This is a genomic window from Pigmentibacter sp. JX0631 (assembly GCF_029873255.1).
Classification (GTDB): Bacteria; Bdellovibrionota_B; Oligoflexia; order Silvanigrellales; family Silvanigrellaceae; genus Silvanigrella.
Window position 1 is genome coordinate 2,597,079 of the sequence record NZ_CP123622.1, and the last position, 16,189, is coordinate 2,613,267.

12 protein-coding genes are annotated in these 16,189 nt (G+C 30.5%); 10 read left to right on the top strand and 2 right to left on the bottom strand.

Annotated features, from left to right (window positions below; translation table 11 throughout):
- Positions 1 to 29: 29 nt before the first annotated feature.
- Positions 30 to 4,439, bottom strand: a complete 4,410-nt coding sequence (locus tag QEJ31_RS11330; protein WP_280590215.1) for a hypothetical protein — start codon at positions 4,437 to 4,439, stop codon at positions 30 to 32.
- 155 nt (positions 4,440 to 4,594) lie between these two features.
- Between QEJ31_RS11330 and alr the strand changes: the two genes are divergently transcribed.
- The 7 genes from alr to QEJ31_RS11365 all read left to right on the top strand — a co-directional run bounded on the left by alr (position 4,595) and on the right by QEJ31_RS11365 (position 11,426).
- Positions 4,595 to 5,809 (top strand): alanine racemase, encoded by a 1,215-nt coding sequence (gene alr, locus QEJ31_RS11335; protein WP_280590216.1) that lies wholly within the window; start codon positions 4,595 to 4,597, stop codon positions 5,807 to 5,809.
- A complete protein-coding gene (gene queA / locus QEJ31_RS11340) occupies positions 5,809 to 6,981 on the top strand; it encodes a tRNA preQ1(34) S-adenosylmethionine ribosyltransferase-isomerase QueA (protein ID WP_280590218.1) in 1,173 nt (390 codons plus the stop codon). The genes alr and queA overlap by 1 nt, the downstream gene beginning before the upstream one ends.
- A gap of 2 nt (positions 6,982 to 6,983) precedes the next feature.
- Complete coding sequence (gene tgt / locus QEJ31_RS11345) at positions 6,984 to 8,258, top strand: tRNA guanosine(34) transglycosylase Tgt (protein WP_280590219.1); 1,275 nt, start codon at positions 6,984 to 6,986, stop codon at positions 8,256 to 8,258.
- Positions 8,259 to 8,261: 3 nt separating this feature from the next.
- Positions 8,262 to 8,558, top strand: a complete 297-nt coding sequence (locus QEJ31_RS11350) for a hypothetical protein (RefSeq protein ID WP_280590221.1) — start codon at positions 8,262 to 8,264, stop codon at positions 8,556 to 8,558.
- A 51-nt stretch (positions 8,559 to 8,609) separates the two neighbouring features.
- A complete protein-coding gene (locus tag QEJ31_RS11355; RefSeq protein ID WP_280590222.1) occupies positions 8,610 to 9,260 on the top strand; it encodes a hypothetical protein in 651 nt (216 codons plus the stop codon).
- Positions 9,261 to 9,318: 58 nt separating this feature from the next.
- Positions 9,319 to 10,287, top strand: coding sequence for a hypothetical protein (locus QEJ31_RS11360; RefSeq protein WP_280590224.1), 969 nt, complete (start codon positions 9,319 to 9,321; stop codon positions 10,285 to 10,287).
- A 71-nt stretch (positions 10,288 to 10,358) separates the two neighbouring features.
- On the top strand, positions 10,359 to 11,426 hold the full coding sequence (locus QEJ31_RS11365) for a Gfo/Idh/MocA family oxidoreductase (RefSeq protein ID WP_280590226.1): 1,068 nt from the start codon (positions 10,359 to 10,361) through the stop codon (positions 11,424 to 11,426).
- Here QEJ31_RS11365 and QEJ31_RS11370 read toward each other — a convergent pair.
- A complete protein-coding gene (locus QEJ31_RS11370; protein ID WP_280590228.1) occupies positions 11,416 to 13,653 on the bottom strand; it encodes a cation-translocating P-type ATPase in 2,238 nt (745 codons plus the stop codon). The genes QEJ31_RS11365 and QEJ31_RS11370 overlap by 11 nt on opposite strands.
- A gap of 76 nt (positions 13,654 to 13,729) precedes the next feature.
- Here QEJ31_RS11370 and QEJ31_RS11375 point away from each other — a divergent pair, with 76 nt between their 5' ends.
- From QEJ31_RS11375 to QEJ31_RS11385, 3 genes are all read left to right on the top strand, one after another.
- Positions 13,730 to 14,029: a metal/formaldehyde-sensitive transcriptional repressor gene (locus QEJ31_RS11375; RefSeq protein ID WP_280590229.1), complete on the top strand. Its 300-nt coding sequence runs from the start codon at positions 13,730 to 13,732 to the stop codon at positions 14,027 to 14,029.
- A 52-nt stretch (positions 14,030 to 14,081) separates the two neighbouring features.
- A complete protein-coding gene (locus tag QEJ31_RS11380) occupies positions 14,082 to 15,305 on the top strand; it encodes a GAF domain-containing sensor histidine kinase (protein ID WP_280590230.1) in 1,224 nt (407 codons plus the stop codon).
- 305 nt (positions 15,306 to 15,610) lie between these two features.
- Positions 15,611 to 16,180: a hypothetical protein gene (locus QEJ31_RS11385; protein WP_280590231.1), complete on the top strand. Its 570-nt coding sequence runs from the start codon at positions 15,611 to 15,613 to the stop codon at positions 16,178 to 16,180.
- Positions 16,181 to 16,189 lie beyond the last annotated feature (9 nt).

Consider the following 16,189-nt stretch of genomic DNA (forward strand, 5'->3'; position numbering starts at 1 on the left):
ATAATGGACTCAATTAGCTATGTCAATAGCTATCCTGTCTGCTTCAAATTCTCTTGCTCATTTTGTTTTGATTTTTCTTCTTCTTGGGAGTTTTGTTGTTCCTTTGCGGGGGCTGATTCTGGGTGTTTATCCTTTAATATCATTCTCTTAGCCGAGGCTTTCAATGCTCCAGCTAAAGTTGATTCAATAATATCACTATCCTTTGGTATGGAGCGACGGATCATGTTGGCAAGAAGAAAGAGCTCTTCTTCAGATAGTTTTGAGTTTTGAATGTTATTTTGAAAATTATGCAAAAACTCTAGAACATAGTTTATTGCAACCCCTTGTTCAGGATATGCTTCTGAATTAACGTATGTTCTTTCTTTTAGTTCGTCATATCTTCCCTGGTTTTCACTCATTCGGGTTAAATTTTGCGAAATAAGTTCCGTAGAACTTGTTTGGTCTTTCCGAATAGAAGCATGTCCTTTTACAGTATTTTCAATGTCTTTTAAATCATCAATAATGACAATAATATCAGTTCTTGCTTTTAATGCTAAGCGATATGCTGTCCAGTGAAAGCCTGATAAAATCGCAGTTTGGGATAAAAAATGTAATCTTTCTGTATCTTGTGTATTTGCCTTTTCAATTTTATTTCCAGTAAGTATTGCTCTGTCTTCTCCCCAATATTTTAAGGAATTTTGTTTGGTAAAGGTCATAAATTTTTTTAATGTTTTTATTTGATTTAAAAATCTATTTGCTTTGCTTTGAGGTGCTGAGGCAAATACTTTTTTCTTTAAAGTCGATAATTCATACATTTTGTTGGCAAATAATTCAGGGACAAATTCGATATGCGTTGATGGATCAACAAACCATTGTCTTATGCCAACTTCTTTAGCTTCTTGGGTAATAATGGCTGCAGCATGTGCATGACCTTTTTCGAATAAAAGATGAGTTAAAAGAAGTAATTGATCTGTTTTTTCATCGAGAATGTTTCCAATAAATAATTCATCACCAGGCGTTCTTTTTAATTTATAATGAGATTGTTGAACTGAAAATATAACATTCCCTATATACCATTCTGTTAGGTTGTAATCTTGAAATTTTTTTAAATACTTTTGTGGATTATTTTTATGATTCTTAATTGTATCAAAACTCATCGATTCAAATTCTATTAAGATCTGTAATTTTCTTGTGCATTGGCGTAAAGAAAAGGGAAGATCGTTTGACATTGATGAATTAATTTTATCTATATTTTTTTTACCTTCTAGTAAATTGCCGTCATAAAAAATAGAAGACCAAGCTTTTAATAGATAAGCTTCAAAAATATTTAAATCATTTCCTAATCTTCCGGACAGCTCAAGAATAGTTTCTATGATTAATGCTCTCAAGCGACTGGGAATATTTCTTTCAGCACAAATGAGTAAAGAAAATAATAAATGGACAATACTTTCGCCATCATTGCTTTCAATAGTAAAATTCAATACTCTAACTATTTGTGGGATCAATATATTGTTATCTATCCACCCTATGCACGATCTAAAAAAACGCGACATTACTGCGCTGCGCACAGGACGCATTTTTGGGAAAAGTTTTGTTTTATCTTGTTTAGCGTTTTCTTGAAACTCTATTGGATTCGTTATGCTTTCCATCAAAATCTTTAAATTATTCGAATCTACTTTACTTAAAAATTCAGTTTGTTCTTGTAATTTTTTTTGTATTTTATATATTTCGCTCTCAATAATTCCGATATAAGAACTTTTTGTTTCAAATAATGATTTTTCTATTATGCCAGCAGCTTCTGATAAGTGAATTAGTTTATAAAATTCATCAGTTCTTTTTTCTCTTTTTTTAATTTGTGATGGGAAAAAACTTTTTATAGTTAAAATAGCTTTTCTTTTTAAATTAACAGTATTCCAACTCACTGCTTGATAATATTTTTCAGCTTGCTCGTATTTTCCTAAAGAAAGGGAAAGATCGGCAATATGTTCTCTTATTTTAGGAATTAGAACAGGAGCTTCATCGGGAGATTCTTTTTCAATATTTTCACTTAACATTTGTAATTTAGAAATAATAAATTCAGTAGAAGTGTAATCACATAAGTCTTCTGTCGCTATTAATAGAGCTGAGTATGCACTATAAGCACATTTTTTAAGATCCGATCTCGACAAATATTCTGATATTTGAATAATTTCAGATAATGTGGTTTTTTCGTTTAATTTATTGCATAAATGTTCTGATAATAAATAGTATATTTTTGATTTAATATCTTTATTTAGTAATAAGGATAAGCTTAACCAAATAAATTGGTGCTCCCAATAGTAACTTATTAAGTGCCCTGTTAAAATATCTCTATTTTCAGAAACAAGACCTACTTTAATAGCAACATTTAGAGTTTCGTATGCTAAATGAAGAGGATCTTTTTTTCTTTTTTCTAATTTTTCTTCTGAATCTTCATCTACTTCAGTAGGTTTAGCTTGATCACTAATTACTTCTTTTGATTCTTCTTGAATCAAATCATTTATTTCAGAATTTACTGTATTTATATCTTCTTTTCCTTCATGATATTTTTCTGAAAAAATTTCTTTTAAATTTATTACTTTACTACTAAGAAGTTCTATAATGTCAGTATCAATTTTTAAGTCAGCCATGGCCCATGTTGCCAGAAAACGTGCTTGTTGACTTGTTAAATGATTGAGTTTTGAAACCCAATAAGTCCTTGTTCTATCATCTTTTAAATTCGAAAAAATAACATCTTGACTTTTTAGTAATTGGATAGTTTTTTTAATTTCTTCATCAAAAATATCTTCTTCTGATCTAATACCTAAAATCCATCTGTTATTTATTGAATTTTTTTTGATTATATTTAGGAGAACTGGTAGTGATGAAAAGTCAGAACGATTAATGTCATCTATTATAATAAAAGATATTTCTGATGAAGAAATTATCCTTTCAAAAATTTTCTCTATGTTACTATACAACCATTCATGAGTAATTTGAATGAGCGAATTTGTTGTTGATTTTTTCAAAACATTTTTATTTTCTGCATACTTTTTTAAGGAAGGTAAAATATAAAATAAAATTTCAACTTGATTACCCAAATTAAAGAATATTGATTTCATTTCTTGGAGAAATTTAGGATTTAAAAATATCGCATAATTAAGTAAACTTTCACATAAATCATTTAAGGTTGAAAAAGGTATTTTTAACGAGCTAAATTTTACTGGATAGAAAAAAGTATGTTTATTTATAATATTTAATCCAACACATAAATTTCGCATTAAAAGGTGTTTGTTAGCACCGATTGTTTTTGCATCGATCCATAATCTATTTTTGTCTTTATTGCTTTTTTGTAAAATGAAATCACTAACTTGTTCAGGAATATCAAAGTTTTTATTTAGTAACAATTGATTGTGTTTATCAGAATGAGAAAAAGAATAATTGGAAAAAATATTATTAATATTTTGTACATCAATATTATCTGTAAGCTTATTTGATAGCATAATAAGCTCAAATGCTATTTCTCTTGCATTCGATATTCTTTTTTCCGGTAGAGGTTCTAAGGCTTTTAAGAGGATAGTTCTTAATCTTTTTAAGGTTTCAAAGATAGGATGGCGAGTTGTCCATTTATACCAATCATTTCCTAAAATAAATGTATTAGATTCTGGAATTAAAAATGCTGACCAAATTTGTTCTAACACGCTTAAACCCGAATCTTTTATCAATCCTAAGTCCCAAGCCATAATTGCAGCAAGACTAAAAATGTCCGAACTTTCACGATATGATCCTTCTATTAATCCTCTTGCTTCAGGTGCTAACCAGTAATTTTTTTCAACTATTTTTTGAAAAATTGAAATTCTTTCTTCGTTGTTTTGTTGTTCATAAGAACTAGGCAAAAAGTGGGCATATCCGCCATCTAGAAAAATAATATGGGGAATTTCTTCTTTTCTTTCAAAAAATTCTGATTCGTACGTTACTTTAATGTCAACAGTAGCTCTATCCCGAATAAGAATATTTTGCGGTTTTAAATTTCCATGAATAATACCTTTTGCATGATAAAAGGACAAATATTCAAAAATACGTACCCAAAATCTAATTCTATTTCTCAAACGAATAAAATCGTTAACCTTTAAAGGAGAATCTTTTTTGTTCGCATCGGATAAGGTGGTTCCTTCCACCCAGCGAGAGAAAACTTCAAATTCATTAGTTTTTAAAAAGATTTCAAGATTTTCACCATATTCAAACGGAAGGGCTTTTTGTAAAAGATCAAAGCTTTCTTGCAGTTTTAATTTACAAAAGCGAGACTTGTTTAGTCCCTCTACTTTAATTGTCTTTCTTCTTAGCTCATCAGCTCTTTGCATGCGTGTAATGATAGGGCTGCTTTTAATTTTAAGACTAGCAACCTTGTCAACACTCGCATCTTCTCTTTGAGATATTTGTGCTATGAGCCTTTCATTATCCATATCGCCCCGATTCTACAACTTCTAACAACCCCGTTAGTTATCGGTGTAAACTTTTTGTTCCGTAGGATTGTTACGAATAATTAAAAAATATTATAATTGTGAAAACAGCTCACTTTTCTTTCTAATGCCTGAGTTTTTCACAGGGAGGTTGGTTCATGGCAGAGTCAGTTCAAATTATAGATCACGAGGATTGCGCTTCATGGATCGAGCTAAGCAAATCAGCAATTATAAAAAATATCAATACTTACAGGTCTCAGATAGACTCTCACATTGTGTTGGGTGGTGTTATCAAAGGGAATGCTTATGGGCATGGATTTCAAGAAATACTTGAATGTATGCACAGTTACGTGGACATTTTATTTGTCATTTCTCCTTCGGATGCTTTTAAAATTCGGAAGTATGAAAAAGAGAATGAGTTAATCCAAAAAAGAGTGATAGTTTTAGGTGCTATATCTCCAGCTGAAGCAGTGTTGTGTGCAAGGAAAGTGATTGAAGTTGCTATAACGGGTCCATTTTGGGAAAATTTTATTCCTGAACTAAGACAGTGCGAAAAAGAAAAAGGAAATAGTTATAGACCTTTAAAAGCCCATTTGCATGTAGATACTGGTCTTTCTCGAGAAGGGTTTATGTTAGAAGAAATTCAAACAAAATTAAATTTTTTAAAGGAAAACAATGATTTAATTTATGTGCAAGGTGTGATGTCCCATTTTGCTAACACGGAAGATGTAACTGAACAATCTTATGCATTTGAACAGCTCACAAAATTAGATAAAGCATATGATTTAATCACCGCCGAACTTAACATAGGTTATAAGCTAGAAAAACATATTGCCCAAAGCGCCTCAACGCTCATAATACCAGATTCCCATTATGATATAGCTAGGATTGGCATTTCTCTGTATGGATTATGGCCTTCAAACGAAACAAAGTTATCAGCTAAAGTAGTAAAAAGTGAACTGCCGAGTTTAAAACCAGTTTTAACTTGGAAATGTCGAAGCCAAAGTATTAAAAAAATCTCCGCTGGGACTTACATAGGCTATGGATGCTCTTGTAGGGCAGATAGGGATTTAAGAGTAGCTTTATTTCCTGTGGGATATTTTGATGGATACCCAAGACTTTTATCCAATAAAGGATATGCTCTTGTAAACGGAATTCGTTGTAAAATACTTGGAAGAGTGATGATGAATCATATAATTGTTGACGTAACGGAAGCAACAAGAGAAAACACTTCTGAAGTTGTTGCGACACTCTTAGGGAAAGATGGCAATGAGTCTGTTTCTGCTGAACAAATTGCAGACTGGGCACAAACCATTAACTATGAAGTAGTGACGCGAATTGCCCCCCACTTAAAAAGAATGGTTGTAGATTAGTGAAAAAAGAATTTTTTAACTATGAGTTGCCTGAAGATCTCATTGCTCAAGTTCCATTATCACAAAGAAGTGCGAGTAAACTTCTTGTTTGTAGTTCCAATGAAAAATCTATTCTTGATTATAATTTTGAAGAATTACCAAAGATATTGAATAATTTATTTTCCTTATCAGAGAAACAAAAAAAACTTTTGCTAATTGCAAATAATTCCAAGGTATATCCCGCACGCGTGCGGATTCAACGCATTTCTGGTGGTCGAGGAGAAGTTTTCTTTTTAGAAAGAGGTATAAAAGATGTTTATTCTTGTTTACTTAGACCAAAAAGCAAATTAAAAGTTGGAGAAATTCTATATTCCGATGATGATAGAAAAATTCCTCTTTTTAAAGTAATAAATCTTGAAAATCCTTCTGTTTCTTTAGTGCAAAACGAATTGCTTGATACTATTTTAGATAAATTTGGTGAAATGCCATTACCTCCTTATATTCAAAGAGATCCTAATAAAGTCAAAAATTATAATTCGATGGATAAAGAGCGTTATCAAACGGTTTATGCTAATTCAAATGAACAAGGAAGCAGTGCAGCACCTACAGCAGGACTGCATTTTACAGAAGAAATAATTAAGCAATGTAAAGAACAAAATATAACATTTTCTTCCGCTACTTTGCATGTTGGTCTTGGTACTTTTTTACCTGTTCAAAGTGAAAATATTGAAGAACATGATATGCATGAAGAAATATATATGCTTTCACAAGAACTTGTAAAAAAAATTATTGAACATTTAGAAAATAAATGGCCAATTGTATTTGTCGGAACTACTTCTTTACGTGCGGTGGAAAGCTTCTTTCGCCATGTATTTCAAAATTTAAATTATGAAGAGTTTAATAAAAATCTTGTAAATAAAAATTTAACACAAGTATTAATGCCATATGCAGATAGATGGTTTCAAACAAAATTATTTATTTATCCAAAAAATAAATTTGCGACTGTTAAACCATTTATTGGAAATGGAATTATAACTAATTTTCATCAACCATGTAGCACTTTAGCAATGTTAATAGCCGCATTAATGGGGTATGATTTTTGGCAAAAATTTTATGCACATGCTATAGAAAAACGCTATCGTTTTTTAAGTTATGGAGATTCCAGTCTTCTTATATTTGGAGAAAGAAATTAAAAATGTTTTCAGAAAGAAATCTTATAGAATTTAATTTGCTTCAATCTTTGCCATTACCTGAAAATTATAAATGCGGGGATTTTGATACCAATGATTTAAAAGCTCAAGATCTTTACACAGAGTTTGAACAAGTTCAGCAAAAAGGAATTGCGCAAGCTTCTGACTTATCACTATTAGATAAGGTAGGCCCAAGAATAACAAAGCTAAAATTTGGAGCGGTAGAACTAGAAACCCCAATTTTTATGCCTGTTGGGACTGTAGGAAGTGTAAAATCTCTTTCTCCTGAAGATGTGTACTCTATTGGTTATAGACTTATTCTTGGTAATACTTATCATTTAAATCTTCGTCCTGGTATGGAATTGATGCATGAGTTTGGCGGTCTGCACGAGTTTATGCGTTGGCCAGGTGCAATTTTAACGGATAGTGGCGGCTTTCAAGTAATGAGTTTAGCTAAAATTCGTAAGTTAACAGAAGAAGGAGCTACTTTTGCAAATCATATCAACGGCGCTAAAATAACTTTAACACCTGAAAATGTGGTAAAAATTCAAGAAGATATTGATTCTGATATTCAAATGGTTCTTGATGAATGCACTCCTTACCCTGCTACACATGCTGAAGCTCTTTCCAGTATGGAAAGATCAATGCGGTGGGCAAAAAGAGCAAGAGCTGCTCGGAATAAGTTGAATAGAGCGCAATTTGGAATTGTGCAGGGCGGCATGTATGGTGATTTAAGGGTACAAAGTATTAAACAATTGGTTGAAAATGATTTTGAAGGATATGCTATTGGTGGTTTGTCAGTAGGAGAATCTAAACGTGAAATGCGTAGGTTATTATCCGCTACTATACCTTGGATGCCACATTTCAAGCCGCGTTATCTGATGGGAGTAGGAGCTCCTGATGATTTAATAGACGCAATTCTTCTTGGAATAGATATGTTCGATTGCGTAATGCCTACTCGCAATGCAAGAAATGGCAGCGTTTTTGTGCGATCGACTGCATCTGCAAATGGAAAAATGCAAATCAAGAATTCTATCCACAAAAGTTCAAAACTCCCATTGGATACAGAATGTAATTGTTACACTTGTAAAAATTATTCCCGCGCCTATCTACGTCATCTTTTTGTTGCAGAAGAATTACTAGTCTTTAGATTGTTGTCGATACATAACTTGCAATTTTTATATGATCTAACTTTTGAAATGCGTGAGTCGATAAGAGCAGGAACAATATTTTCTTCCCTATCTTCTATTAGAAGGAAATATGCCCCTGGGAGTGTCTAGCCCATGAAGAGCCAAAATAAGAATTCTTTTGTTTTTGATAATTCAGACAAAGCTATTCCTGTTATTATTGGCGCTCAAGAAACACAAAGCTTTTTAAATGATGTGATAAAAAATTCAAAAGAAAAAAATCAACATTCAAATCAAATAAAAAAATGGTGGTTTTGGCTAGGCTTTTTAGGCGGTGTTTTTATTGCAAGTTTAGGTATTTTTTTTACATTCACAACAGTTTTTTTTATCCAAAATTCAATTCTAGATAAACCCCATTTTATTTATGAAAAAGTTATTTGCGAAAAGCACTAAACACATATAATATTATCTGTGTTTTGCAAACTCTTTTATTTGAGGTTAGTTATGTTTTCAAAATCTAAGACATTAAAAACAAGTTTAATTATAATTTCTTCTATCAGTACAATTTTTTTATCATCTTGTAAATCTTCTTCTAAGTACGTAAAACAGGAAGTAATAGCAAATTCTGATAAAACTTTAGAGACTCCTGATTGGGTTTTGAATAGTTCTGTAATACGTGAAGAAGGTTCTAATATTATTTTTATTCACAAGGTAACATTAAGTGGGGCATCAAGACCTGACGCTTGTGTTTCAATGGCTCGTACTCAAGCCGTTGCAGAAATGTTGAAATATATTAAAAACTCTGTTACTGCTTCTGGACAAGTTGAAGATTTAAATGCTTCTACAGATCCATCTCTTTCATCTCTAACAGCATTTTTATCCCAAGGGAATATCTCAGGAGCTAAAGTAACTACTACTTATTGGGAAAAAACGATGGAAGCAGATGAGTCAGGGGTAAGACCTACTCAAAAGCTCATGTGTGCTGTTCAAGTCGCGATTGAAAAAACAGTTTTAGATAAACAAATGCGTGATGCTATTAATGGCGCACCTGGTGGAAATCCTGAAATTCGCAGAAAATTACTTGATGCACAAAAACAATTCATTGATAGCGTAGGGAATAAGGATGCTGGTGCTTCTGAAAAATCAGAAGATTAATGACAAATAAAGTATCCTTCCTAACAATTATTCTCATCTGTTATAATAAAGGTGAAAAATGAAAGCTCTTAGTTTATTTATTAGTTTGTCTTCTATTTCTTTATTAAGTAATATATATGCACAAACAGATCCTTGTTCAACTCTTGCAGATCTACAATCCAAAACACAAAAAGAATTATATGTTGGTTATGGAACAGGATCTTCTCAGAAAGAAGCAGATCAAAATGCACAAGTAGATTTGGCAAGAAATATAAGACAAAAAGTAACAGCAACGGCTACTGTTGAAGAAACAAATGAGAATGCTTCTCTAAATGCAACATCAAAATCTGTGGTTTCTGAAGTAATTATTGGAGCTAAAACATTAAAAAGATGTAATAATAAAGATACTTTTTCAGCTGTTGTTACTCTAGAAAAAGCTTTTTTTATGAATTCTTTACAAGAAAAGCTAGCTTCTATAGATAAGAAAGCTAAAAGTTTAGCTCAATCTTTAGAAAATGCGAAAGATGATGAATCGCTTGCTAAAAATGTTGATACTGCTAAAAAATTTCTAGCAGACTATCAAAATACTTATGAAGATGATTTAAATCTTTGTAAAATTAATAGTGGGTGCGATAAAATTTCGAAAGATGAAGATGTTTTTAGTAAACTTTCGGAACTAGTTGCCAAAGAAGGTGATAAAGATCAATATGTATTTATCTCAAATAAAGATAAAGTATCTCTAGCTTTAAGAGATGATCTTATCTCTTTATTAGAAGAGGATAAAGACGAAAAAATTAAAATAATGGATGGAGCTGTTTCCGAAGGAACTGAATCTAAAAGAAGAATTCTTTCAAGTTGCAAAGCAAAAGTTGGCTCTAAAATACCAAAAACGGAAGATCGAGTAGTAGAAACTCGCTGCGTTATTGAAGCATATATTGGTAAGCAGAAGAAGTTTAGAAAAGTATATTCTTGCAAATCAACTATGGATTCCGAAATATCAATTGAAGATGCTGTTACTTCCTGCTCTGGTAGATTAACTTTAGAGTAACAAATTCAATGTATTAAATGAATTGACTATAGAATATAAATTATTCTATAGTCTTTTTTTTGGATGCTCTCATGAAAAAATTAAATACTGCAATCGTAGGTTTTGGTTTATCTGGCTCCACCTTTCATGCTCCTATAATAACGAATAGCAATTGTTTTAATTTGTGCTATGTAAACTCTTCTCAATTGGAAAAGGTGCAAAAATTTTATCCAAATGTCTCTGTCATTGCTGATTATGATCAACTCTGCAAAATAAAAGAATTAGATTTAATTATTATTACGGCACCTAATAAAGAACATTTTTCATTGGCAAAAAAAGCATTACTTGCAGGAAAAAATGTTGTTGTAGATAAACCATTTGTAGTTTCATCTGCACAAGGGGAAGAGTTAATTAATATCTCTAAAAAACAAAATTTATTATTAAGTGTTTTTCAGAATAGACGTTGGGATAATGGATTTTTAACTCTGCAAAATTGTATTGCGGAGAAGAAACTGCAAAACATTTCATTATATGAAAGTTATTATGATAGATTTAGACCTATAGTAAATAAACAAAAATGGAAAGAACAAGATCAAGAAGGTTCTGGAATTTTATATGATTTAGGCTCGCATTTATTAGATCAAGCTGTATTTACATTAGGAATGCCAAAAGAAATTTTTGCTAATCTTCAATTGCAAAGAACGAATGCTTCAACATTAGATTATTTTCATCTTATTTTAAAATATGAAAAAACAACTGCAATTCTCGGTGCATCAAATTTAGGTTTTCAACCTCGACCGGTATTTTCTATTTTAGGTGACAACGGATTTTTTCAAAAAAATGGTCAAGATCCGCAAGAAAATGCCTTAAACTTATTAGCTAAAGGTGAAAAAATAAATTTTGCGGATTGGGGTGTAGATAATAATATAGAAAATAAAAGCAAATATATTCAATTCATTGAAGGGCGGCAATTGGAAACTGATATACCAACTTTAGCAGGAAATTATTTTCAATTTTATCAGCAAATTTATTCAGCTATGGTTGAACAACAAGTAAACCCTGTTGATCCCAACGATGCTGTAAATGTCATTAAATTAATTGAATTAGCATATATTAGTAATGAACAAAAAAAATGGATAAAAGTTAACTTCAACGACTAAATTTTGATTTATACAATAAAATACTTAAAGAATTTAATGTAACAATTAATGTTGCACCTGTATCAGCAAGAATTGCCATCCATAATTGAGTACTACCAAAAATAGTCAAAGTGAAAAAAATTACTTTCAGACCAACTGCAATAAGTATATTTTGTTTAATAGTCAGCATTACTTTTTTAGAAAGGGATATAGCATCAATTATACTTGTTAATTTATTACCCGTTATTATAACTTGGGAAGAATCTATTGCAATATTACTCCCGTTTCCCATAGCAATTGCTATATTAGCAGCAGCCAAAGCTGGCGCGTCATTTATACCATCACCAACCATAGCAATAAAAGCTTTTTCAGAGTTTGATTTAATAAAATTTAACTTCTCACTAGGTAGTAGTTCTGCTTTTACTGCAATGTCTAGTTGATCAGCAATTAATCTTGCTGTAGCTGCATTATCTCCTGTCAGTATAGTAGAATTAATATTTAATTTTTTTAAATTTTTTATTGCTTCTTTTGCCTCAAATTTTACTTTATCTTTTAAGGCAATTAATCCTTCTAGTTTAAAATTCACAATTATACAAATTACAGTATTTCCATTGTTTTGTAATTCAATAATTTCATTTTCAAAATACAGAGAAATGGGCGTTAGTTTTTTTGCATATTGAGGAGAACAAATTAACACTGGGAGTTCATTTATTTCTCCTTGGACTCCTATTCCAGGAATTGTTTTAGAATTTTTTACTACTAAGAAAGAAATATCTAAATTTTTAGCATACTCTATGATACCTTTAGCTAAAGGATGATTTGTTTTTGCTTCTATACTTGCTGCAATTTGTAATATTTGTGTATCAGGTTTATCAAAAGTAACAATTTTAGTAACATCCAATTTTCCATAGGTTAAAGTTCCAGTTTTATCAAATGCTATTTGTTTTATTTTTCCAATTGTCTCTAAAGAAACAGCATTTTTTATTAATATCCCTAATTTTGCTGCTATTAATATACCTGTAGATATAGCTGAAGGTGTAGAAATAACTAAAGCACAAGGACATCCTATGAGTAAAATAGCTAATCCCCGATATATCCATACAAGCCAACTTTCTTGGAAAAAAAGTGGAGGAATACAAGCTACTAAAATACCAAAAAACAAAACTGCAGGAGTATAAAATTTACTAAATTGTTCAATACTGCGCATTGTTTTTGTTTTTGACGCTTGAGCTTCAGAAATAAGCTTTACTAATTTACTAACCGTATTATTTTGTGCAGTTGTATTTGCTTGAATTACTAAGTAACCATCAATATTAATAGAACCTGCAGAGACCAAAACAGTTTTGCTTTTGAATATAGGTGTTGCTTCTCCTGTAATTAATGACTCATCTACAAAGGATTCTCCTGATATTACCTTTCCATCGACTGGAAATCTATCTCCGGGTTTTATTTCTAAAATGTCATCTACTTTAACTTCGGATAAATTAATAATTTCCTGTTCTTTATTTGCTAATATGCGTGTTACTTTATCTGGCAAAATTGTCAAAAGAGTTTTCAACTCTTGATTGCTTTTAGCCAAAGTGGCGGATTCTAGTTTTTCGCCTATTAAGTAAAGGATTAGCACCGCAGCAGCTTCTTCACTTGCGCCAATTATAATGGCTCCTAAACTGGAGATGCTCATCAGTGTCTCCACGCTAAACATCTGCCCGGATTTTCCTAAGTAAAATGCTTTTTTTACAATGGGGAAGAATGGAATTAAAGTTAGAATTGTGAATAGGAAATGCCAATTTTTGTTAGTAAAAAATTGCAGAGAAAGTAGAATAATATAGATAAAACTTAATATACCTATTGTTTTCCAGTTATGGTTTGAAAAGAATGTTACAATTTTTGAAAAATTAGATATTTTTATCTCTGTTTTATTTTGCTCTGAGATTTTTTTTTCTTGCGGGAAACTTTTAAATTTTTTGTTTTTTCTAAATTGTTTTTTTAATTCTGATGTAGATAGAGTATTAATCTCATTCTTAATTTCGAACAATGTATACCCAATTTTTTTTGTTGAGAGAAAAAACTGTTCTTTGATAAAAAGATCAACATCAAATTTCAACAATAAAGTAGAATTTATAAAATTTACTTTTGCATCTTTTACTCCCTTTATTTTTTGGCAGAATATTTCAATTTTTTGTGCGCAACTTGGGCAATCCATCCCGGTTATGGAAAATTTTAATTCTTTCATATTTTCTTGTGACATAAGAACCTCTGGGTGAGCATTGAATTGACCTTCTGTTGAAGATCTGTTAAGAAATTATAGGATAGGGGGGTATATTATGTCAATACGGTCTGCAAATGAAAAATCACATATTATTTCAAATAAAATGCGTTTAATTGCGAGGGTAAAAAAAATGCAAGGGCAATTAAAAAGTGTAGAACAAGCATTAGATAGTGACGAGGATTGTAAAAAAATATTGCACACTCTTGCTTCGGTGCGAGGGGCGCTCACTGGTCTTATGTGTGAAGTAATTGAGAGTCATATTCTTGAACACATGTCTGAAGAAAATAGAGAATTATCTAAACATGAATTACAATTAGCAAACGAGTTATCTGTTTCTTTAAAGACCTTTCTTTAAAGACTAAGTATAAAATTTTTTTATCAAATCATTTTTACTTAAGGAGATTTTTATGATTCAAAACGCTTTTTGCAATGAAGAAAAACGTATACAAGAATTGTATAGTTATCAAATATTAGATTCAGATGCTGACTTTAATTTGGATGAAATTACCCAGCTTGCAGCAAGTATTTGTGAAGTTCCGATAGCATTAATCTCCTTAGTGGATAAAGATAGACAATGGTTTAAATCAAAAACAGGATTGGAAGCAACTCAAACGGCAAGAGATATTTCATTTTGTACCCATGCAATTGAACAGCATGAATTATTTTTGGTGGAAGATTCTCATAAAGATGAGCGATTTAAGAATAACCCTTTAGTGCTTGGTCAGCCCAATGTGCGATTTTATGCTGGGCAACCGTTAAAAACACCAAATGGTAACAATATTGGTACATTGTGCGTAATAGATCATCAAACAAAACAATTAACAAATAAACAAAAAGAAATGCTCCTTGTATTGTCTAAACAAGTAATCAATTATTTTGAATTGTACAAAGCAAAAAAAGAATTAGAAACTGTTAGGTTAGATTTCATACGCAAAGAAAGACAAAATTCGATAGCCAACTTGTCTTCTGGTATTGCGCATGAAATCAATAATCCATTAGCCATTATTCTGGGAAAAATATCTGGTATAACATCTAAAATGGAAGCCTCTGAAAATAAAATATTAGAGTCCCTCAATTTAAAACGAGATATGGAAGTTATTACTAATGCAAGTAATAGAATTTCTAAAATAATTAAATCTTTAAGAGATTTCTCTCATTGTGACGACAATGAAGCTGTAACTGAAGTTTCGGTAAAAGAAATTTTTCAATCTATTTTTTTTATGTTTGAACGGAAATTTTCTAAAGATAGTATTGAAGTTAGTTTAAATATTCCTGATAATTTGTTGATAAAATGTAAACTTATTAATTTATCGCATGCTTTTTATAACTTAATATTAAATTCTTATGAATCTATTTTAACTCATTCTGAGCGCTGGATTAATATTTCTGCAGTTAAAAATTTGGATAGTTCTATCGTAATTCAATTTGTGGACTCAGGGAATGGAATTCCTAAAAATTTACAGGCTAGATTAATGGAACCCTTTGTCTCATCAAAAGAATTTATGAATTTACCAAAAGGTTTAGGGCTTTGTATCGCAAAAGGAATTATTCAAGCAAATAATGGTTTCTTAAAATATCTCGAAAATGCACGTAATACTACATTTGAAGTACAATTGAATATGAGTTGCTGATCTATACTACAATTTTTTCTTTAATTTCATAATGTTATAAAGCCGTAGTGTTTTTTTCAAAATAAGGAATTATTTTTATGAAATAGTTCTTTGAAAATATGGGTAAATTAAAATTTTTTCAGGTAATTAAGGTTATAAAATGTGTATAAGTATTTGAATTAATAATAATAAATATAATTTTTTTTATTAACTTTGAATTACATTTATTTTTCTTGATATTTTTATAAAATACATTAAAATATCCTTATTTCATACCGACTATTATTATGAAAAATGCGAGATATGATGAAAGGTTTATATAGTATATGAATTTAATTAAAAAAACAGCTATTTCTATAATTGTTTTAACAATATTAAATAGTTGTGGAGAAGGCGCTTCCTCTTCAAAAAACTCTCAAGGTTCTGCAGACGATAGAGCGCTTAAGAATGCTGAATGCAATAATATAAATTCTAAAAAAGTAGCTTTATTTGAACAGTTATCAAAACTTGAAAATGCAAATAATTCGTTAGTAGATTTGTATTATACAAAAATAGGTAATACTTCAGCCTATTATGGCTTAAATAGTACTGACGAAAATAATTTAAAAGGAATTATGTTGGTTGAAAATTCTAATGTAAATTCTTTTAGATATACTGCTACAAATGTATTAGAAACTATTACAAATTACTGTAGCAAAGATTATATGCAATATTCAGATGTTAAAAAATGGAAAGATTTTATGAATAACCAGTTTAGTGAAACTATTCAAGTTTTAAAAAATAATTACAATAAAATATCTTCTGACATCAGTAATGTACGTCTTAAAAATGATCTTATCCCGTTGTATCAAAATGGAATTCTAAATAATTGTGAGGGATTGGATAAGTTTTTATAATGGTTGTGA